Source organism: Pelagibacterium mangrovi (genome assembly GCF_036662815.1).
GTDB lineage: Bacteria > Pseudomonadota > Alphaproteobacteria > Rhizobiales > Devosiaceae > Pelagibacterium > Pelagibacterium mangrovi.
On sequence record NZ_JBAFXA010000003.1, the window covers coordinates 1 to 20,394 of the forward strand.

Sequence of the window (20,394 nt, forward strand, 5' to 3'; positions counted from 1 at the left end):
GCCTTGAATCAAATCAAGCCACCACTGTCACCCGTTTATGAGTTTACGGCCTAGGCATCCTTCGAATACGGACGAAAGGGTTCCTCTACAGCCTTGGCCATTGCCGGACTTGAAGTAATGAACGCGGTCGAAGCTGCCGCTTTCGCAGTTTTGTCGCCATCGGCGATGAGGGAGTCCAACGCGATGTCGTATGTTAGGTTTGAAAGTCGTCGCCCGGCACCAAATAGGCTCCTTACTGCTGAAGTTCCTTCGTCGTAGGCCGTTTCACCAATTGCAGTCTGGTTGCCGTTGCACCGCTTCTGCTCGTCCTCCGAACTGAGAACACCTCTGCTGATGGAACAGCGGACCTTGTCGCCGCGCATACCCAGCCGAGAAATGGGCGTCGGACCAAAGTCGAAGCCGATCGCGAGGCCCAGGTCATCGATATCTACCCCATTTGCTTCGAGGCGCTCCAACGCCAAATTGAAGCTACTGCGTAGGGCGCCAGCACAAAGCGTGGCCGTCGAGATCGTTTTCTCTCCGTCGGTCGTTTGCGATGTTCCTTCCAGCAGCAGACCATGAATGCAGTCGCCGACAAACCGAATGCGACGACCATCAAAGTCAGAAGAAATTACACGATCCAGCTCCGACCGAATAACATGTAAGCAACGCACCACATCCTCGGGATCATCGTCGATGTGATCATCCACATACTGTGTGAATTCGTCGATGTCGGCATACACTGAGACCAATTCCATCCGCCGCGAATTCGACGGGGATAACGCCAAAATGTCGAGATTCTTCAGCGGCGGCGTGGAACGCGTGAACTCGAACTTGCCGATAGGGTGCTTTTCGAGATCGTCCCGCCATTCCTGGACGATTGTCTCTTTTGTGACACCCAGGTCGGCGTCGGACTGACACTGTTCTACCTCCGCACGTGTCAATTTCGTTGTTCGGTCCTTGTCTTCTGCCAGTTCCTCAAGCCCAATAGCGCGTCGAGCATCATTGGTCAGGTAGATTCCAACTCCTCCGCCACTCGAGGCAAACTTGGCTGCGCAGTTCGCTGGCTTGCCGAGAAACAGTGGTTCTCTGTTTCCGCTGCGTCCGTTGTTAACCACCAATGCCCGGCCGGTGTCGATGCCAACCCTCACCTGAGCATTTGGTATGCTTTTGTCGTCATTTCCCGTTTCAGCGAGAACATCAATTATCAACTGAGCAATGGCCACAGCCCTATTGATCCGATCCGTCTCCGAATCCTCCCCATAGGGCTTGGAGATGACGGAATGGAGCCGCTGATTGTGAAAGTCCACTCGTCTCGCGTTGCAGCGCGACAAAATCCGGTCAGCTGCTCGGTAGTGTTGATTCAAGAAGCGTAGGGTCCGCTTGTGGCAACGCTCGCCTTCATGGCCCGTATTCTCGAGAATATCATCGAGGTTGGTGATGTCAGCATATAGATGCACGGCATCCATGCGGTAAGCTTTGTTCGTCGGGATCGAATCCAGCGACATGTCACGCGTGTAATCGACGATCACCACGTCACTGACGTCTTCGATGCGTTTGTCGATGGCCTTTTTTGCCCGGTCGTATTTCCAATTACCCATTTCGCTACCTCGGTCTCATTTGATCCGCGATCTACCTGTGTGTCGATATTCCTTCTGGGTTCGCGGAATGTTCCGTTTGTCATTTTCGGCGGGTTCCCCCGCCGAAAATTATGAGAATTCATGTGCCGCTTTTATCGTCCGGGTCATCAGGGCCCGGAAGCCGGGCCCATCCGAATTTGTGCCTCACGATGAGGAAACTATGCCGCCCCAAATGGGAAAACACCCTGGATTAATGGGAAAACAGTGCGGAAAGGCACACCACTGCAAATTCAGCGGTTTAGCTGCATCCCGTCGTGCTGCCGCAGGTGTCGCATTTCAGGCAGGTGCCGTTTCGAACCAGCGTGAAGTTTTGGCACTCCGAGCACGATTCGCCGACATAGCCTTTCATCTGGGCTTCGAGGCGAAGGGTGGTGGTGTCTTTGGCCTGGACTTCATCGACGAGCTTGATCGCCGCGGCTTCAGCCTCGGGATCGGTCTTTAGGGCCGTGCCCTGCTTGAGCGCTGTCACCGTCTGGGCCTGGATGGCCTGGACCGGGTTGGGCTGCTTGTAGTCCGAGGAGGCGACCAACATCAGGGTCTTGTCCTTGACCCGGCCACGGGTCATGCCCCGCGAGACGAAAGTGTCGGCGGAGACCGGGGCAGGAGCCGAACGGTCCTTGACGGCGTTGTCTTCCGAAACGCCCTTGCCGATGGTGGTTGCGCCGCCATCAGGGGTGACGTGGGCCAGATCGGTCCTGTCGAGATAGGAAATGGCCAACTCGCGGAACACGTAGTCGAGGATCGAGGTCGCGTTCTTGATGTGGTCATTGCCCATGACGAGACCGGCGGGCTCGAAGCGGGTGAAGGTGAAAGCCTCAACGAACTCGTCGAGCGGCACGCCATATTGCAGGCCAATCGAGATCGCGATGGCGAAATTGTTCATCATGGCGCGGAAGGCGGCGCCTTCTTTGTGCATGTCGATGAAGATTTCGCCCAAGCGGCCGTCGCCGTACTCGCCGGTGTGGATATAGACCTTGTGGCCACCCACGATCGCCTTCTGGGTGTAACCCTTGCGGCGGTCGGGCATCTTTTCGCGGCCCTGGGCGACGATCTTTTCAACGATCCGCTCGGTGACGGCCGGGATGCGCTCGGCAGCGGGGAGGGCGGCGATTTCGGCGACCTCGTCCTCTTCGTCGTCCTCATCGGCAAGGAGTGAGGAGTTGAGCGGCTGGCTGAGCTTGGAGCCATCACGATAGAGCGCGTTGGCCTTGAGAGCCAGCTTCCAGGAGAGCATGTACGCTTCCTTGGCGTCCTCGACGGTGGCGTCGTTGGGCATGTTGATGGTTTTCGAGATCGCGCCCGTGATGAAGGGCTGAGCCGCGGCCATCATGCGGATGTGGGATTCCACCGAGAGGTAGCGCTTGCCGATCTTGCCGCAGGGCGTGGCGCAATCGAAGACGGGCAGGTGCTCGTCTTTCAGGAAAGGCGCGCCTTCGAGGGTCATGGCACCGCAGACGTGGATATTGGCGGCTTCGATCTCCTTCTTGCCAAAGCCCAGGAACGGCAGAAGCTCGAAGGTGGGATCGGAAAGCTGCTCGTCGGTAACGCCGAGTTCCTTAAGGAAATCAGCGCCAAGCGTCCACTGGTTGAAGACGAACTTGATGTCGAAGGCCGACTTCATGGCGGCGTTGAGCGCGTCGATCTTGTCTTCGGGGAAGCCCTTGGTCGCGAGCGTTGCCGGGTTAATGCCGGGGGCCTGGTTCATGTTGCCATGGCCCACGGCATAAGCTTCGATCTCGGCGATCTGGTCTTCCGAATAGCCCAGCGTACGCAGGGCCTGCGGAACGGCGCGGTTGATGATCTTGAAGTAGCCGCCGCCGGCCAGCTTCTTGAACTTGACCAGTGCGAAGTCCGGTTCGATGCCGGTGGTGTCGCAATCCATCACCAGGCCGATGGTGCCGGTGGGGGCGATGACCGAGACCTGGGCGTTGCGGTAGCCGTGTTTTTCACCCAGCTCGAGCGCTGCATCCCAAGCGGCGGTGGCGCGGGCGACGAGGTTCTTGTCGGTCACTGCAGCGTGGTCGAGGGGAACCGGGGTGATCGAGAGGCCCTCATAGCCATCGGCCTTGCCATAGGCGGCGTTGCGATGGTTGCGGATGACGCGCAGCATGTGCTTGGCGTTGCGCTTGTAGTCCTTGAAGGCACCCAGCTCGGAGGCGATCTCGGCCGAGGTGGCGTAGGAGACACCGGTCATGATGGCCGTGAGCGCACCGGCGATGGCGCGGCCTTCGTCGCTGTCATAGGGGATGCCCGAGGTCATCAGCAGGCCACCGATATTGGCATAGCCCAAGCCCAGGGTGCGGTAGAGGTAGCTCCGCTCGGCGATGGCGCGCGAGGGGAACTGGGCCATCATCACCGAGACTTCGAGAACCAGCGTCCAGAGGCGGACGGTGTGCTCGTAATCGGCGGTGTTGAAGACGCCATCCTTGCCGCGATAGGGCAGCAGGTTGATCGAGGCGAGGTTACAGGCCGTGTCATCAAGGAACATGTATTCCGAGCACGGGTTCGACGCGTTGATCGGGCCGGCCTCGGGGGAGGTGTGCCACTCGTTGATGGTGGTGTGGTACTGGATGCCGGGGTCGGCCGAGGCCCAGGCGGCATAGCCGACCTGTTCCCACAGTTCGCGGGCCTTCAAAGTCTTGGTGACCTTGCCGGTCTGGCGGGCGGTCAGGTTCCACTCGCCATCGTCCTCAACGGCGCGCAGGAAATCGTCGGTGACACGCACCGAGTTGTTGGAATTCTGGCCCGAGACGGTGAGATAGGCTTCGCTGTCCCAATCGGTGTCGTAGATCGGGAAGTCGATATCGGTATAGCCCTGCTTGGCGAACTGGATGACGCGGAAGATGTAGTTTTCCGGGACCAGAGCCTTCTTGGCGGCTTTGACTTCGCGCTTGAGGGCAGGGTTTTTGTTGGGATCGAAGCAATCATCGCCGTGACCGTCGCAATTGACGGCCGCCTTCATGATCAGCTTGAGATGCTTGGAAACGGTCTTGGAGCCGGTGACGAGGGCGGCTACCTTCTGCTCTTCCTTGACCTTCCAGTTGATGTATTCCTCGATATCGGGGTGATCGATGTCGATCACGACCATCTTGGCGGCACGACGGGTGGTGCCGCCCGACTTGATGGCGCCGGCAGCGCGGTCGCCGATCTTGAGGAAGCTCATGAGGCCCGAGGACTTGCCGCCGCCCGAGAGCTTTTCGCCCGAGCCGCGCAGGGCCGAGAAATTGGTGCCGGTGCCCGAGCCGTACTTGAACAGGCGCGCTTCGCGCACCCAGAGGTCCATGATGCCGTTTTCGTTGACGAGGTCGTCATCGACGGACTGGATGAAGCAGGCGTGCGGCTGGGGGTGCTCGTAGGCCGATTTGGACTGGACGAGCTTGTGGGTGAACGGGTCGACGTAGAAATGGCCCTGGCCGGGGCCGTCGATGCCATAGGCCCAGTGCAGGCCTGTGTTGAACCATTGGGGGGAATTGGGGGCGACGCGCTGGGTAGCGAGCATGTAGCACAGCTCGTCATAAAAGGTGCGGGCGTCATCCTCGGATGTGAAATAGCCGCCCTTCCAGCCCCAATAGGTCCATGTACCGGCCAGGCGATCGAAGACCTGGCGCGAATCCATTTCCGAGCCATAGCGCTCGCCTTCGGGCAGCTTGGCGAGGGCCTTTTCGTCGGGAACCGAACGCCACAGCCAGGAGGGAACGTCGTTCTCCTCGACCTTCTTGAGCGCCTTGGCCACGCCGGCCTTGCGGAAATATTTCTGCGCGATGATGTCGGCTGCGACCTGGCTCCACTGCGCGGGCACGGCGATATCTTCGAGCTTGAAAACCACAGACCCGTCAGGGTTGCGGATCTCGCTGGTGGCCGACCGGAATTCGATGCCTTCGTAGGCGGACTGGCCCGCCGTTGTGAAGCGCCGTTCTATCTGCATTCGTCTATCCCCAAACTAAGGTCTGCCCACTGGCTGACTGCCCCTGCAGGCATTTTGTCGTTCCCGACAATGTCGATTTGATCGGACACGGAATCGGTCCGTTGAAAGCGACTGTTTTCGATTCTCGCGTGAACCGTCAATCGTGCCAAATCGACTATCCCTTGTGCCTAAGAAATGGTCAGGAGCTAAATATAGTGGTTTTCAGTGTGGATAGCGAGGAAAACGTGCAAAAAACTGCACCAGGTTAATGAAGGTGTCACAAACCCGGTTTGGAGGAGGGTTAATGAAGTTTCCTGTCGGCTGACGGGTGTAAGTGCCGGAAGAATCTGGCTCTCTGGGGTGGTGCGAGCAGGCACCAGACTCGCCGAAGCGGTGTCAAGCGGCTTTTTTTGAGTACCGGTTCGGATTTTTGTTGGCTGAACATTGGGCACAACATCTTGTGTGGATGGAAGGGCGTTTGTCACTCTCTCGTGGCCTAGGCGCGACCCCAAGCTTGTGATAAACGCCAAGCAATCATTACGGCACGAAGGCACCCGACGTGGCACAAGGCGGCTTTAAGCAGTTCATCTTCGAGATTTTCGGCTGGTGGCACGGTCAGACGATGTCGACCCGGCTCTTTACTGCGCTGCGCGGCGTCAGGGTTGGCGAAGACGAGTTGGGGAACGTCTATTACCAAGGCAAGAAGGATGGCCGGCGCTGGGTCATCTATAACGGCCCGGCGGAAGCCTCGGCCATTCCGGCGGGCTGGCACGGGTGGATGCATTACCGCACCGACGTTCCGCCGTCCCAGAGCGATTATGCGCCGCGCGATTGGGAAAAGCCGCATGAGCCCAATCTGACGGGCACGGCCATGGCCTATCGTCCGGATGGGTCGATCCTCCACAATCAGGCACGGCCGCGCGTGACGGGCGATTACGACGCCTGGTCGCCGGAGTAGGGCGGTTCGGCCCGGTGGGCTATCAGCGCTTCAGCAATTTCTGCGCGGTTTTGGTGGTCGCTACGGGTTTTGTAGCGGGTGCGCTGCCGGCTTATGGGCAATTGATCAGCAATCCCGTCGCCGTCTTTAACGGGCTGGACAAGATTACCGGACGGATTACCGTTTTCGATGTCTATATCGATGAGACTGTGCAGTTCGGCTCGCTCCAGCTCACGCCGAAGGTGTGCTATTCGCGCCCGACCAGCCAGGCCCAAAGCGTGACGGCGTTCGTGCAAGTGGACGAGGTTTCGCTGCGAGCGACCGTAGAGCGGGTGTTTTCGGGGTGGATGTTCGCCGACTCGCCAGCTCTAAACGCTGTCGACAACGCGGTTTACGACGTCTGGCTCGTCGATTGCCGGCAAACCTCCGACGTGCCGCCGCCGGACCAGCGATAGAGAGTGCGATGAGCCAATCTGCCGAGATCACCCAGCGCATGCATTCGGTCAACGGCGTGATGGAGCCACAGAGCGTGCTGTTTCCCACCGTCGACATGCTGAGCGACAAGATTGCGCGGGTTCCGGCCGGGCAGTTGCGCGAACTTGATGAAATTCGCGAGGAATTGGCGCGCGAATACGGCACGGACATAACGTGCCCGATAACGACACGGCGGCATTTGAAGGTCATTGCGATCATCGCTCATTCGGCGGTTGCCATGGGCGATCCCAAGGCCGTGCCGTTCTGGCGGGTGGTGGACCCTGCCAAGCCCAATGCCGAACGGCTTGCAGGGGGACGTGGGTTTATCGTGGCCCAGCAGACGAAAGAGCGTCGCGCCGGCGCTAGGTGAAGGCTAAAAATCGTTCTCGATTGTCGGCGCGAGCGTATGCGTTTCGTCCTTGAGTCAACGCCGTGTGGCGTCCATTGGAGGAGGGTTTTCATGCTGACATTGCCCAAAATCATCGATCGACCCGAACAGGCTTATGCCTATGTCACCTATACGGTGCGCATGGATGAGATGAAGACGCCCGCCGATCAGGGGTTTCCCAAGCTGTTCGGCTATCTCGCGGGGCAGGGCATCGAACCGATTGCCGCACCTTTTTACAATTATCGCCGCATCGACATGGAGAACACGCTCGATGTGGAAGCCGGCGTGCCGGTCGCGCAGGGCGGTGAGGCGGGAGTGGGCGTCAGGTTCGGTGTGCTGCCTGCCGGGCGGTATGTGACGCTGGAATGGCATGGCGGGTTCGACGATCTGGAGCAGGTGACGGCAGTGTTGATCGGCTGGGTGCGGCTGATCGGGGAGCGGTTCGATATGCAGGAGCAGCGGGACGGGGATCATTTCGCCTGTCGTCTGGAGATCTACGAGACCGATCCCAGCCGCGAACCCGATCCGGAGAAATGGGTGACTACCCTGGCGTTCAAGCTGGTCGATTGAGTCGATCCCAAGTGTAGAAATCCCCTTCGATTTCAAGCGCCGCCGAAAGTCTCACCTCATAGATGGCGCGGGGGATTTCGATGGCGCCGAGGGAAACGAGGTGATCGGTTATGAACTGGGTATCGAGCAGGACATAGCCACCGGCGTTGAGCCGCTCGATCAGATGGGCGAGCGCGATCTTGGATGCGTCGGTGCGGCGATGGAACATGGACTCGCCGAAAAAGGCGCCGCCTATGGCGAGGCCATAAAGGCCACCGATCAACGCATCGCCATCATAGACTTCGACGGTGTGGCAATAGCCCATGGCGAACAGTTCGCTGTAGAGACCGCGGATGACGGGATTGATCCATGTCGTTTCCCGGTCCGAGCCGGCCGTTGCGCAGCCCTCGATGATCGCGTCGAAATCGCGATCCACGACGACTGAATAGGAGTGCCTGCGTAATGTCTTGGCCAGACTCTTCGAGATTTTGAATCCGTCGAGCGGGATGATGCCCCGCATTTGCGGGCTGACCCAAAAGATGTCGGGATCGTCGGCGCTTTCCGACATGGGGAAAATGCCGGCGCGGTAGGCACGCAAGATCAATTCAGCAGTAAGTTCGACGTCGAAAGGATCGTTCTTGCGTGTCATCGGCCCAGATGAAAAAGGCGGCCGATCCGGCCGCCCTTCCTACTGCTTGTTGGTCTCGAGATATTTTTCGAGCCAGTGGATGTCGTAATTGCCCGATTGGATATCGGGCTCGTTGATGAGGCGACGGAACAGCGGCAGCGTGGTCTTGACGCCATCGACGATGAATTCGTCCAGCGCGCGCTTCAGGCGCTGCAGACATTCGGGGCGCGTGCGGCCGTGGACGATGAGCTTGCCGATCAGGCTGTCGTAATAAGGCGGGATGTTGTAGCCCTGATAGACCGCCGAATCGACGCGGACGCCCACCCCGCCGGCAGGGTGATAATAGGTGATCCGGCCGGGAGAAGGCGCGAAGGTCTGCGGGTCCTCGGCGTTGATGCGCACTTCGATGGCGTGGCCGTGAAAGTTCACGTCGTCTTGGGTGAGCGAAAGCTTTTCGCCGGCGGCGACGCGGATTTGCTCATAGACGATGTCGAAATTTGTGATGCGCTCGGTGACCGGATGCTCCACCTGGAGGCGGGTGTTCATTTCGATGAAATAGAACTCGCCGTTCTCGTACAGGAATTCGATGGTGCCGGCGCCCGAATATTTGAGCTTGCGCATGGCGGCGGCGCAGATTTCGCCGATTTCCTGTTGCTCGTTCATCGGAACTGTAGGTGCGGCGGCTTCTTCCCAGACCTTCTGGTGCCGGCGCTGGAGCGAGCAATCGCGCGTGCCCAAATGGACGGCGTTGCCCTGGCCGTCGCCGATCACCTGTACTTCGATGTGACGCGGCTTTTCGAGATATTTTTCCAGATAGACGGAATCGTCGCCGAAATTGGCCTTGGCTTCACGCCGCGCCGTCGACAAGGCGATGCCGAGTTCGCCTTCGGTCTTGGCGACCTTCATGCCCTTGCCGCCACCGCCTGAAGCGGCCTTGATCAGAACGGGATAGCCGATTTCGGCGGCGGTCTGCTTCGCCTCGGCCTCGGTGGTCACCGCGCCGGCGGAGCCGGGAACGCAGGGGATGCCGAGTTCGAGCGCGGTCTTTTTGGCCTGGATCTTGTCGCCCATGATTTCGATGTGATGGGCGGAGGGGCCGATGAAGGCGATCTTGTGCTCGGAGAGGATGCGGGCGAAGCGGGCGTTTTCCGAAAGGAACCCATAGCCGGGGTGAACGGCTTCGGCGCCGGTGATCTCGCAGGCCGCAAGGATCGAGGGGATGTTGAGATAGCTGTCGCGCGCGGCGTTGGGGCCAACGCAGACGCTTTCGTCAGCCAAGCGCACGTGCATGGCATCGGCGTCGGCCTGCGAATGGATGGCCACGGTCTGGATGCCCAGTTCCTTGCAGGCGCGCAGGATGCGCAGGGCGATTTCGCCGCGATTGGCTATGAGGACCTTGGAGAACATGGCCTGGCCTTATTCGATGACGACGAGGGGTTCGCCGTATTCGACCGGCGATGCGTCATCGACCAGAACGCGGGTTACCGTGCCCGATTTGTGGGCCGGAATCTGGTTCATGGTCTTCATGGCTTCGATGATGAGCACCGTCTGGCCTTCGGTGACCTTCGCGCCAATTTCCACAAAGGGCTTGGCGCCCGGTTCGGGTGCGAGATAGGCGGTGCCGACCATCGGGGAAGTGAGGGTGTTGGGGTTGGAGGCAAGATCTTCCGGGGCGGGAGCGGCGGCAGGTGTCGCCACCGGCGCGTGAGCGGGTGCGGCAGGGGCAGCCGGCGCCGGAGCGCCATAAGCCGGGGCGGCGACCTGAACCACTTCCTTGGCGAAGGTGCGGGTCACGCGGATGCGGAAATCATCCTGCTCCAATTCGATTTCGGCCAGATTGGCTTCGTTGACCAGTTCAGCGATGGTGCGGATGAGGTCCTGATCGACCTGCGAGATCTTTGCCATTGTTATCGTGTCTCCACAGACCCGCGCGGGGTCTTAATTCAATTCAGGATTTCGGCCACGGCCAGGAGGGCCAGTGTATAACCTCTGGAACCCAGGCCGCAAATGACGCCAGTTGCCACCGAAGATACATACGAATGGTGACGGAAGGCTTCACGCTGGTGAATGTTTGAAAGATGCACTTCGACGATCGGCTTATCGAACGTGCGCAGCGCATCGTGGATCGCGACCGAGGTGTGGGAATAGGCGGCGGGATTGATGACGATTGCATCGGCTGTCTTGCGTGCCGATTGAATCCAGTCCACGAGCTCGCCCTCATGATTGGACTGGCGGAAATCGCAGCTCATGCCGCGTTCCTCGCACGTCGTGCGGCACAGGGCCTCGATATCGGCGAGCGTTTCGCCGCCATAGATCGATTTTTCCCGCGTGCCCAGCAGGTTGAGGTTCGGTCCGTTCAGGATCAGTACGCGCTTTGCCATGATTCCTTCGTCGTATCGCGCTCGCTCTGGCCCAAATGCAGGCAGAAGGCGCCTTTTTTGAGGTTTTGAGCCAGCGGGAGGGGCGGTGCAAGCTCGCGTTATACGAAATGCACCGAAAAGGCAAAGGGAAGGGCGTTTCCCAAGGCCCTGGAAGCGCCTCTAGCCTTCCTGCGGTTCCGCGGGGCAGGTGGCGGCGCCGCAGGCGCGCATGTTTTCGATGCGCTGGACGAGCTGTTCCTTGGGGACTGCCCCCGGGATCACTTCGTTTCCGATGATGAAAGTGGGCGTGCCGGTGATGCCCAACGCTTGGGCGATGGCATATGTGCGTTGCAACGCGTTCGATACGTTCTGGGTGTTCATATCGAGTTCGAGCGAGACCCGGGAGAGGCCGAGTTCTTCGGCTGCGGCCAGAGCGGTTTCGCTATCGACGGCGCCGCGCGACGAATAAAGGGCGGTGTGGAAGGCCTGATAGTCGACGCCGGCATCGTTGACGAGAACGCCGACGCGGGCCGCATCGACCGAGCCCTGGGACAGGATGGGGAATTCCTTGAGGATCACGCGCAAATTGGGGTCTTCCTCGACCAGCGACATGACGTCTGCAACGACCTGACGGCAATAGCCGCAATTGTAGTCGAACATTTCCACCAGCGTGACGTCGCCTTCGGGGTTGCCGAGAACGATATTGTCCGGATCGTTGTAGATTTCGTCATGCATGGCGTCGAGCGCGATGCGGGCGCGCTCGGTCTCTTCGGCGCGCATCTCGGATTCGAGCTCCGCCGACATGCGCTCGAGCAGGCGGGGATTGGCGATAAGGTATTCTTCGATCGCCGGGCCGAGAGAGGCAATATCGATATCGGCGGCGGTGTCGGTGGACGCGGGGGTCGGAGTAGAGGTGGCGTCGGCGATGAGGCGCTCGACCTGGGCAGCGGTTAGTCCGGGCTCGGGCCGCGTCGCGAGACTGACGGCAAGGCCCGCGCCAAGAATGACAACTGCCGCGGCAAGGCCGAGATTTATCGCTTTCTGCATGTCGAACTCCGTATCGCGCTTGAATGGGGTTTAGCGTAAGCGAGGAAGCGATGCCAGACGCGCCGTTGCGGCTGGGTGTCATAGGGAATTAATTGCTATTAAATTAATAGTTTTAAGTATGAAATGCTCTTAATGGCGAAAATGAAAGAACGATATTCGAGCAACTTGCGCTATTTTAAAAACGGGGTATAGTCTTGTCCCTCTCACGCTTCTCGCCAGACACTACGGATTTCGAAATGAATGCCAATCTGATTCGTCCCTTTTATGCCCTGGAGCTCATGGCCCGAGGGCAGGCGCTTGAGGCGGAGGGGAAAGAGGTGTGCCATCTCGAAATCGGAGAGCCCGGCGGCAAGCCTGCCCAACCAGCGCTCGAAGCTGTGCGGCAATGCCTTGAAAGGCCCATGGGTTACACTGCCGCCAAGGGGATGCTGGCGCTACGCGAGCGGCTTGGCCTCTATTATCAAGAGCGGCACGGGGTGGCCGTTTCACCCGAGCGGATCGTTGTGACCACTGGTTCGTCGAGCGGGTTCATCCTGACCTTTCTGGCGGGTTTCGCGCCGGGGCAGCGGATCGCGGTGACGCGGCCCGGCTATCCCGCTTATCTCAATATTCTTGCGTCCCTCAATCTGGCGACCGTTGAAATTCCGGTATCGCCGGCCAATGGTTGGCGGCTGACGGCTGCCGATATCGAGGCGGCGCATCAGCGCAGTCCGTTCGAAGGCCTGCTGGTGGCCAGCCCGGCAAATCCGACGGGCGCCGTGCTGGAGCGCGAAGAGCTCCAGGCGATTATCGAAACCTGCGACCGGTTGGGCGTGCGGTTCATTTCCGACGAAATCTATCACGGGCTCAATTATGTGGGTTCGGACACGAGCGCGCTCGAGTTCAGCCAGGATCATGTGATCGTCAACAGCTTCTCCAAATATTACTGCATGACCGGTTGGCGCATAGGCTGGCTGGTTCTGCCTGAGGATTTGATCCGGCGCGCTGAAATGATGGCGCAAAGCCTGTTCATTTCAGCGTCTAGCGTTTCCCAATGCGCCGCGTTGGCCGCGCTGGATGCTCGGGAGGAATATGATGCGCGGCGCGATCAATATGCGGAAAACCGCATGGTGCTTTCAGAAGGGCTGGGGGCGCTGGGGTTTGGGTTGACCAAACCGACCGACGGGGCGTTTTACGCTTATGTCGACGCATCCGCCTTTACCAACGACACAATGGATTTCTGCAATCGCCTGCTGGAGCAGGCCGGCGTCGCCGCAACGCCGGGGCAGGATTTCGATCGCACCGACGGGCACAAATATGTGCGGTTTTCCTATGCGGGCACCCGAGCCTCAATCGAGACGGCGCTGGCGCGGATGGGCGAGTTTCTTCACCCATAGACCGGATGGCAGGCGAAAATAAAAAAGGGCGGCCACCGGGGCCGCCCTTTTTGTATCCTTTAGCCCAGACCGAGGCGGCGCTGCCACCAGCCGACTTTCTTGGGCTTTTCATCGGTCTCTTCACCCGTCGAGGAAACCACGATCTCGTCCGCCGGAACGACTTTCTTGCGACGGCTACGCGTTTCGGCCCCATCCTCGGGCTGGGGAGCCTCGGGCGCAGGAGCGTCTTCGATGGGGGCTGCTTCGACCGGTGCCGGGGCTGGAGTCTCGGTCGTAGCTTCGGTCTCGACCTTTTTCCGGCGCGGGGCGCGAGGCTTGCGGGCGGGCTTTTCCGGTGCGGCCTCGGCGGCGGGCGCCTGTTCGGCGCTTTCGACGGCTTCCTGAGGGACGGTTTCCGGCTCCGCTACGGCAGCCTTGGGTGTGCGGGTGCGACGCGGCCTCTTGGGCTTTTCGGCCGGAGCTTCTTCTGCTGCAACAGGCTCGGGTGCGGCCGGAATGTCCTCGGCGGCTGCCGGTGCCGTTTCTTCGACTGCGCCCATTGCTTCGGCGTCGCTTGCTTCGCTTACGGCCTCGACGTCACCGGATTCCTCGTTGGTTTCGTCCGAACCGAAGCCCTCATTGGGGCGCTTGTTGCGGCGGCCACCGCGACGGCCACGACGGCGGCGCTTGCGGGGCTGGTCGTCGTCATCGGCAAAGGACGCTTCGCCATGCGGCTCGTCTTCGGTATCGCCGGATTCCGCGTCCGGGGTCGCGACTTCGGTTGCCTGAACAGCGCCATTGCTACCACCCCGGCGCCGACGACGACGGCGTCTGCCGCGTCCGTTCTGGCCATCGGCGGAGGCCGCTTCACCCTCGCTTTCCGCTTCCTCGGTGACTTCTTCTTCGACTTCCGGTTCTTCATAGTCGTCGATCGAGGCGGCGTCGGCGCGGATGTGCTGCACGGGCGCTGCGGCGACCGGCGTGCGGGCTTCGCCCCGTTCGATATTGAATTGCGAGCCGACGAGGCCGCTCTGGGCCGAAATGGTGATCGACAGGCCGTATTTGGCCTCGAGCGTGGTCAGCGTGTCGCGCTTGGTGTTGAGGATATAAAGCGCGACTTCGGAGGGCATGTTGACGTTGATCGACTGACCGGGCTTGCGCAGCACATGATCCTCAATCGCGCGCATGATCATCAGCGCCAGCGAGGAGACCGAGCGTACGAGGCCCGTGCCCGCGCAAGTGGGGCAGGAGTGGGTCGAACTCTCCAGAACGCCGAAGCGGATGCGCTGGCGGCTCATTTCCATCAGGCCGAAATGGCTGATGTGGCCGACCTGGATGCGCGCACGGTCGTTCTTAAGGCAGTCCTTGAGCTTTTTCTCGACCGAACGGTTGTTGCGGCGCTCTTCCATATCGATGAAATCGATGACGATGAGGCCGGCAAGGTCGCGCAGGCGGAGCTGGCGGGAGATTTCCTCGGCCGCTTCCAGATTGGTCTGGAGGGCGGTGTCCTCGATATTGTGTTCCTTGGTCGCGCGGCCAGAGTTCACGTCGATCGAAACGAGCGCTTCGGTTGGGTTGATCACGATATAGCCGCCCGAGGGCAAGGTGACCTGCGGGTGGAACATGGAGTCGAGCTGTGACTCTATGTTGTAACGCGAGAAAATCGGCGCATCGTCCTTATATGCCTGCACATTCTTGGAGTGCGATGGCATGATCATGCGCATGAAATCCTTGGCCTCGCGATAGCCGCCATCGCCCGAGACGAGGACTTCGGTGATGTCCTTGTTGTAGAGGTCGCGAATGGTGCGCTTGATGAGGCTGCCTTCCTCGTAAACGAGGCAAGGGGCAGAGGATTCGAGCGTCAGCGTGCGAACGTTTTCCCAGAGGCGCATGAGGTATTCGAAGTCGCGCTTGACCTCGGCCTTGGTGCGCGAGGCGCCGGCGGTGCGCAGGATGACGCCCATGCCTTGGGGCACTTCGAGATCGGTGGCGATTTCCTTCAAACGCTTGCGGTCCGCGGCGCTGGTGATCTTGCGGGAAATGCCGCCGCCGCGCGCCGTGTTCGGCATCAGGACTGAATAGCGGCCAGCGAGTGACAGATAGGTAGTCAGCGCCGCGCCCTTGTTGCCGCGTTCTTCCTTGACGACCTGGACGAGCAGCACCTGACGGCGCTTGATGACTTCCTGAATCTTGTACTTTTTGAGGTTGCGGCGCGGCCGCTCCTGCAGGTCTTCGAGGGCATCGCCTTCGCCGAGTTGTTCGACCTTCTTGGTCTCGCGCGGTGCGTCGAGGTCGTCGTCGCCATTGTCTTCGGAAAGCTCGTCCTCGCCCTCGGTGGTTTCGGCCTCTTCCTCGTCGGCGGAGTCGACTTCATCCTCATGGGCTTCCTCTTCGGCGCGCATAAGGGCTTCGCGGTCGGCGACCGGAATCTGGTAGTAGTCGGGGTGAATTTCGGAAAAGGCGAGGAAGCCGTGACGGTTGCCGCCATATTCGACAAAGGCGGCCTGGAGCGAGGGTTCGACCCGCGTCACCTTGGCAAGATAGATATTGCCTCGCAATTGCCGCCGTTCGGCGGATTCAAAATCGAATTCTTCGAGTCTGTTACCGCTGGTGACGACAATCCGTGTTTCTTCCGGGTGGGTGGCATCCACCAACATTCTTTTCGTGGCCATAAAATAGAACTCCGCGCGCTCGCGCGCCGGTACCGGTCTGCCGTCCAGGCAAACCGCCGGCGCCATGCGAGGCGAATGATAGTGTCGTTGAGACGCTGTCGGCGTCGGGGAGGTAAGGGGGAGGGGTCAAGAAATGGGACAGCGGGTGGCGGCGCGCCGGAAAAGCGATCGTGCCGATTGCCGCAAACAAACCCATTCGACCTCGTCCTAGAAAGGCAGAGCCGTTGCGGTTCTGCCATTCGGACCACCAATTTAAAGGCAATCCGATATTCGCAAACGGTGCCAAGTCGCGCGTCACATGCCCGCTAAGACCGGCTGTCGCGCCGGAGGCGATATAGGGCTTCGCCGCAGACTCGTTAGAGCACCGAATTACAGTCATTACGGGTGTTCCTGCAAATTGGCAAGAGTCAATCGCGGGGCGACCCATGGCGCTGGATGTGGCGTTCGGTGGCAATGAGTTCAAGCCGGGCGGCAAAAATCGACATGCCCGACCAATGAGTCGGGGACATGGGTTGCTGAAAACCGGCTCTTGCCTAATTTAGCCTGAGAATCGCATAAGGTGCGCCGGAACTGGAGTAACCGATGATCTTTTCGGCTGTGCGCGCAAGGCTGGTTTTTCTCGCCCTGGTTTATGTGTTCGTTCATGCGCCATTCGCATTGGCGCAGGAGGCAGCTCCTGTCGAGGCAGCGCCTGCGGAGGCGACCGATACCAGCCCGGGAGCGCCGCCGGCGCTGCTCGATTCGCGGGTGACGGCCACGCAGGACCGCGCGCGTCTGGTGCTGGATTTGACGACGCCCACCGAATTTGCCGTTCATACAGCCGTCGATCCCATGAGTGTCGTTGTCGAACTGCGCGGGCAGACGGGCGGTGCAGGGGATGCCAATCAGCCTGCCGGGGACGGACTGATCACGAGCTACGCCGTGGAATCGCCGGGAGTCGATAGAGTGCGGGTTACGCTCGCTCTCTCGGGGCCTGCGCAGGTGCAGCAATCCTATATTCTTGATGCCTTCGAGGATCAGCCGGCCCGGTTGGTGATCGATCTTGTGCCCGATACGGCCGAAAACTTCGCGGCGAACGCGCGCGGTGATGAGGCCGACGATGCAGACGCTCAACCGGCGCCCGCGCCGACGCTTGATGGGCGACAGACCGCGCCCGGTGAGACGACGACGGCGACCAGCGAGGTGCGGCCCCTGGTGGTCATCGACCCCGGCCACGGCGGCGTGGATGGGGGCGCGCGGGCGACGAATGGGCTGGAGGAGAAAAACATCGTCCTCGCCTTTGCGCTCAAGCTCCAGAGCTTGCTGGTGGAGACCGGACGGTTCGACGTGGCGCTGACGCGTGACACCGATGCGTTCCTGACGCTTTCCGAGCGCGTCGCGCTGGCTCGCCAGAATCAGGCCGATTTGTTCATTTCCCTGCATGCGGATTCCTTCGATCAGGCCGATGTGCGCGGCGCCTCGATCTACACGCGCGGTGATCTGGCGAGCAGCGATCTCGACCGGGTGTTGGCCGAGAACGAGAACCGGGTCGATCTGGTGGCGGGCTTTTCACCGCCCGAGGATGCAGGCGCCGTCGATGTGCTCGTCGATCTGCTCTCGCGCGAAACGCGGCGGCAATCCTATCTCGCCGGGCAGGCGCTGATCGAGCAGTTGGAACCATCCGTGCAATTGCGGCGCTTCCCGCTGCGGCAGGCCGATTTCTTCGTGCTCAACTCGCCCGATATCCCGTCGGTGCTCATTGAATTGGGTTTTCTCTCCAATTCCGACGATACCGAAAACCTCACCACCGATGCGTGGCTCGATCGCGTGGCCGCAGCGCTGGCGCGTGGCGTCGCCGTTTATTTCGATGGGAGTCGCCCCGGCTCATGAGCCGATCACCGCGCGCCCGAATTCGATTTAGCAGGAATGGACACTCCGTTTTGATGACGGGGCAAGGGTTTATGCGCGCAAGTGCCAGCGATTCTGCTAAAGTGGATGTCGCGGGGATCAGCGCGACACGTTGGGTACATGCCAGTGTGAGAATTGCATGTTTCGACTTTTAAGCTGGCTGTTCGGTTTTGGCGTTTTTTGCGGCGTTATCGTTCTGGGCGCCGTTTCCTATTACGTCTGGTCGCTGAGCGAGGAATTGCCTGACTATCGGGTGCTGATGGATTATCAGCCGGCGGTGACCACACGCGTGCATGCGACCGATGGCACGCTGCTCGCCGAATTCGCCCGCGAGAGGCGCCTGTTCCAGCCGGTCGAAACGATCCCGCCTATGGTGATCGAGGCGTTTCTTTCCGCCGAGGACAAGGATTTCTATTCGCATTTCGGGATCGATATCGGCGGCGTGTTCCGCGCGGCCCGCGACAATGTCATGCAGGCGGTCGATGGCGGGTCGGGCAATCTGGTGGGGGCATCGACCATTACCCAGCAGGTGGCCAAGAATTTTCTTCTGACCTCCGATCAGACCTGGGATCGCAAGATCAAGGAAGCGATACTCGCGCTACGGATCGAGAACGCGATGTCCAAGGACAAGATTCTCGAACTCTACCTCAACGAGATTTATCTCGGACTCAATTCCTATGGCGTGGCGGCCGCCGCGCTCAACTATTTCGACAAGGCGCTTTACGAGCTGACCTATGCCGAGGCGGCCTATCTCGCCGCGTTGCCGAAGGGGCCTTCCAACTACCATCCGTTCCGCCAGCCCGAGGCGGCCATCGAGCGGCGCAACTGGGTTCTCGATCGCATGGCCGAGAATGGATACCTCACGCTCGATGAGGCGGAAGTTTATAAGGCCGAGAACCTCAACGTCATTCCCCGTCAGGGCGGTTCGCAGCTCTATTCGGCGGAATATTTCACCGAGGAAGTCCGGCGGCAGCTCGCTTCGCTTTATGGGTTCGATGCACTCTATGGCGGGGGAATGTCGGTGCGGACCTCACTCGATCCGCAGATGCAGCTCCACGCGCGCAAGGCGCTGATGGATGGGCTTGTCGCCTACGATCAGCGACGGGGTTTCCACGGCGTCGAGACGACCGTCGAGATCGGCGAGGATTGGGGCGCGGCGCTGGCGGGCGTATCGCCGCTTTCGGACGTGCCTGAATGGACGCTTGCGGTCGTGCTCGAAATGGAGAGCAATTCGGCGCGGATCGGGCTGCGGCCAACAATCGACGTGGACGGGCGTGTGAGCTCTGAACGCGTGACAGGCACGTTGCCGGGTTCGGCAGTCTCGTGGGTCAGCAGGCCGTTGGGCGAGATTCTGAGCGTTGGCGATGTCGTCTATGTCGAGCCGGTCGCAGGTGACGACGGCGTATATACGCTGCGTCAGGTGCCCGAGGTCGAGGGGGCGCTGGTCGCCATGGACCCGCGCACCGGACGCGTTCTCGCGATGGTCGGCGGCTTTTCCTTTGCCGGAAGCGAGTTCAATCGTGCCACGCAGGCGATGCGCCAGCCGGGATCGTCGTTCAAGCCCATCGTTTATGCCGCGGCACTCGACAATGGATATACCCCGGCCTCCGTGATCCTCGACGCGCCGCTCTCGATTGCCAATGCGGACGGGAGCGTATGGGCGCCGGAAAACTATGCGCGAAGGTTTTATGGCCCCCAAACGCTGCGGCGCGGGATCGAACTGTCGCGAAACGTCATGACGGTCCGGTTGGCCCAGGATCTGGGCATGCCGATGATCGAGGAATATTCCCGGCTGTTCGGTGTCTATGACGACATGCCTCACGTTCTCGCTATGGCGCTTGGGGCCGGGGAGACCACGGTGCTGCGCATGACGGCGGCGTATGCGACGATCGCCAATGGCGGGCGCAAGATCACCCCGACGCTCATCGACCGTATTCAAGACCGGTATGGCGATACGATCTATCGGCATGACGAGCGCATTTGCCAGGGCTGCGAGCAGGCCGAGTGGAACGGGCAGGGCACGCCCACCATCATCGATAGCCGCCAGCAGGTGCTCGATCCGATGACGGCTTATCAGGTTACCTCAATGCTTGAAGGGGTCGTGCAGCGCGGGACCGGCACCGTCGTGCGTTCGGTGGGGCGACCTGTGGCGGGCAAGACCGGCACGACCAACGACTACAAGGATGCCTGGTTCGTGGGCTTCACGCCCGAACTCGCGGTCGGCGTTTATGTGGGTTACGACACGCCGCGCAACATGGGGTCGAGCTATACCGGCGGCGAGCTGGCGGCGCCGATCTTTGCCGCTTTCGTTTCCGCCGCGCTCGAAGGCGTGCCGCCGACGCAGTTCCAGATGCCGCAGGGCATGCATACTGACTGGATCGACCCCACGACGGGCGTCGGCATCGTCGCCGGCGGTTCGGGCGTGCAGGAGTCGTTCAAGCCGGGAACGGGGCCGAACCTGATGACTTCGGTGATCGGGATCAATTCGCAGGCCTTCGACAATATCCAGACAGGGGCCTCCCAGCAGCAGCCCATGTTCAATCCCGGCGGATTGTTCTGAGGGTCGGGCGGTTG

Annotated in this window: 15 protein-coding genes; 7 read left to right on the forward strand and 8 right to left on the reverse strand. The window is 60.5% G+C overall.

The features are described 5' to 3' along the window. Window positions 1-50: 50 nt before the first annotated feature. Window positions 51-1,580 carry an adenylate/guanylate cyclase domain-containing protein gene (locus tag V4T21_RS05165; RefSeq protein WP_332714050.1) on the reverse strand — a complete coding sequence of 510 codons (1,530 nt, stop codon included), beginning with the start codon at window positions 1,578-1,580 and terminating at the stop codon, window positions 51-53. 277 nt (window positions 1,581-1,857) lie between these two features. Continuing rightward, window positions 1,858-5,544 carry a vitamin B12-dependent ribonucleotide reductase gene (locus V4T21_RS05170; protein WP_332714053.1) on the reverse strand — a complete coding sequence of 1,229 codons (3,687 nt, stop codon included), beginning with the start codon at window positions 5,542-5,544 and terminating at the stop codon, window positions 1,858-1,860. 601 nt (window positions 5,545-6,145) lie between these two features. On the opposite strand from V4T21_RS05170, the gene V4T21_RS05175 reads away from it, so the two are divergent. The 4 genes from V4T21_RS05175 (at window position 6,146) to V4T21_RS05190 (ending at window position 7,892) form a co-directional block, all read left to right on the forward strand. Beyond that, entirely contained in the window at window positions 6,146-6,481 is a 336-nt protein-coding gene (locus V4T21_RS05175) for an NADH:ubiquinone oxidoreductase subunit NDUFA12 (RefSeq protein WP_440589637.1), read from the forward strand. A gap of 50 nt (window positions 6,482-6,531) precedes the next feature. Continuing rightward, window positions 6,532-6,915, forward strand: coding sequence for a DUF2155 domain-containing protein (locus tag V4T21_RS05180; protein WP_332715039.1), 384 nt, complete (start codon window positions 6,532-6,534; stop codon window positions 6,913-6,915). Window positions 6,916-6,923: 8 nt separating this feature from the next. Continuing rightward, window positions 6,924-7,304 (forward strand): hypothetical protein, encoded by a 381-nt coding sequence (locus V4T21_RS05185; protein WP_332714059.1) that lies wholly within the window; start codon window positions 6,924-6,926, stop codon window positions 7,302-7,304. A 90-nt stretch (window positions 7,305-7,394) separates the two neighbouring features. Further along, window positions 7,395-7,892: a GyrI-like domain-containing protein gene (locus V4T21_RS05190; protein ID WP_332714062.1), complete on the forward strand. Its 498-nt coding sequence runs from the start codon at window positions 7,395-7,397 to the stop codon at window positions 7,890-7,892. Here V4T21_RS05190 and aat read toward each other — a convergent pair. The 5 genes from aat to V4T21_RS05215 all read right to left on the reverse strand — a co-directional run bounded on the left by aat (window position 7,876) and on the right by V4T21_RS05215 (window position 11,906). Then, entirely contained in the window at window positions 7,876-8,520 is a 645-nt protein-coding gene (gene aat / locus V4T21_RS05195; protein ID WP_332714065.1) for a leucyl/phenylalanyl-tRNA--protein transferase, read from the reverse strand. The two genes, V4T21_RS05190 and aat, sit on opposite strands and share 17 nt — an antisense overlap. 39 nt (window positions 8,521-8,559) lie before the next feature. Next, window positions 8,560-9,906: an acetyl-CoA carboxylase biotin carboxylase subunit gene (gene accC, locus V4T21_RS05200; protein ID WP_332714068.1), complete on the reverse strand. Its 1,347-nt coding sequence runs from the start codon at window positions 9,904-9,906 to the stop codon at window positions 8,560-8,562. A 9-nt stretch (window positions 9,907-9,915) separates the two neighbouring features. Then, window positions 9,916-10,404 (reverse strand): acetyl-CoA carboxylase biotin carboxyl carrier protein, encoded by a 489-nt coding sequence (accB, locus tag V4T21_RS05205; protein WP_332714071.1) that lies wholly within the window; start codon window positions 10,402-10,404, stop codon window positions 9,916-9,918. Window positions 10,405-10,442: 38 nt separating this feature from the next. Then, window positions 10,443-10,880 carry a type II 3-dehydroquinate dehydratase gene (aroQ, locus tag V4T21_RS05210; RefSeq protein ID WP_332714074.1) on the reverse strand — a complete coding sequence of 146 codons (438 nt, stop codon included), beginning with the start codon at window positions 10,878-10,880 and terminating at the stop codon, window positions 10,443-10,445. A gap of 159 nt (window positions 10,881-11,039) precedes the next feature. Further along, complete coding sequence (locus tag V4T21_RS05215) at window positions 11,040-11,906, reverse strand: DsbA family protein (protein WP_332714077.1); 867 nt, start codon at window positions 11,904-11,906, stop codon at window positions 11,040-11,042. Between the two features lie 236 nt (window positions 11,907-12,142). Between V4T21_RS05215 and V4T21_RS05220 the strand changes: the two genes are divergently transcribed. Beyond that, window positions 12,143-13,282: a pyridoxal phosphate-dependent aminotransferase gene (locus V4T21_RS05220; protein WP_332714080.1), complete on the forward strand. Its 1,140-nt coding sequence runs from the start codon at window positions 12,143-12,145 to the stop codon at window positions 13,280-13,282. A 59-nt stretch (window positions 13,283-13,341) separates the two neighbouring features. On the opposite strand, the gene V4T21_RS05225 is transcribed toward V4T21_RS05220, so the two are convergent. Next, window positions 13,342-15,933 (reverse strand): Rne/Rng family ribonuclease, encoded by a 2,592-nt coding sequence (locus V4T21_RS05225; RefSeq protein WP_332714082.1) that lies wholly within the window; start codon window positions 15,931-15,933, stop codon window positions 13,342-13,344. 582 nt (window positions 15,934-16,515) lie between these two features. Here V4T21_RS05225 and V4T21_RS05230 point away from each other — a divergent pair. Then, complete coding sequence (locus V4T21_RS05230; RefSeq protein ID WP_332714084.1) at window positions 16,516-17,802, forward strand: N-acetylmuramoyl-L-alanine amidase; 1,287 nt, start codon at window positions 16,516-16,518, stop codon at window positions 17,800-17,802. A gap of 157 nt (window positions 17,803-17,959) precedes the next feature. Continuing rightward, the gene (locus V4T21_RS05235; RefSeq protein ID WP_332714087.1) at window positions 17,960-20,380 is read left to right on the forward strand and encodes a penicillin-binding protein 1A; all 2,421 of its coding nucleotides are present in this window, start codon (window positions 17,960-17,962) and stop codon (window positions 20,378-20,380) included. Window positions 20,381-20,394 lie beyond the last annotated feature (14 nt).

Bases quoted from the DNA above. Each gene is read 5' to 3' on its own strand.
- V4T21_RS05165 (WP_332714050.1), bottom strand. From the start codon at position 1,580: ATGGGTAATTGGAAATACGACCGGGCAAAAAAGGCCATCGACAAACGC.
- V4T21_RS05170 (WP_332714053.1), bottom strand. From the start codon at position 5,544: ATGCAGATAGAACGGCGCTTCACAACGGCGGGCCAGTCCGCCTACGAA.
- V4T21_RS05175 (WP_440589637.1), top strand. From the start codon at position 6,146: ATGTCGACCCGGCTCTTTACTGCGCTGCGCGGCGTCAGGGTTGGCGAA.
- V4T21_RS05185 (WP_332714059.1), top strand. From the start codon at position 6,924: ATGAGCCAATCTGCCGAGATCACCCAGCGCATGCATTCGGTCAACGGC.
- V4T21_RS05190 (WP_332714062.1), top strand. From the start codon at position 7,395: ATGCTGACATTGCCCAAAATCATCGATCGACCCGAACAGGCTTATGCC.
- aat (WP_332714065.1), bottom strand. From the start codon at position 8,520: ATGACACGCAAGAACGATCCTTTCGACGTCGAACTTACTGCTGAATTG.
- accC (WP_332714068.1), bottom strand. From the start codon at position 9,906: ATGTTCTCCAAGGTCCTCATAGCCAATCGCGGCGAAATCGCCCTGCGC.
- accB (WP_332714071.1), bottom strand. From the start codon at position 10,404: ATGGCAAAGATCTCGCAGGTCGATCAGGACCTCATCCGCACCATCGCT.
- aroQ (WP_332714074.1), bottom strand. From the start codon at position 10,880: ATGGCAAAGCGCGTACTGATCCTGAACGGACCGAACCTCAACCTGCTG.
- V4T21_RS05215 (WP_332714077.1), bottom strand. From the start codon at position 11,906: ATGCAGAAAGCGATAAATCTCGGCCTTGCCGCGGCAGTTGTCATTCTT.
- V4T21_RS05220 (WP_332714080.1), top strand. From the start codon at position 12,143: ATGAATGCCAATCTGATTCGTCCCTTTTATGCCCTGGAGCTCATGGCC.
- V4T21_RS05225 (WP_332714082.1), bottom strand. From the start codon at position 15,933: ATGGCCACGAAAAGAATGTTGGTGGATGCCACCCACCCGGAAGAAACA.
- V4T21_RS05230 (WP_332714084.1), top strand. From the start codon at position 16,516: ATGATCTTTTCGGCTGTGCGCGCAAGGCTGGTTTTTCTCGCCCTGGTT.
- V4T21_RS05235 (WP_332714087.1), top strand. From the start codon at position 17,960: ATGTTTCGACTTTTAAGCTGGCTGTTCGGTTTTGGCGTTTTTTGCGGC.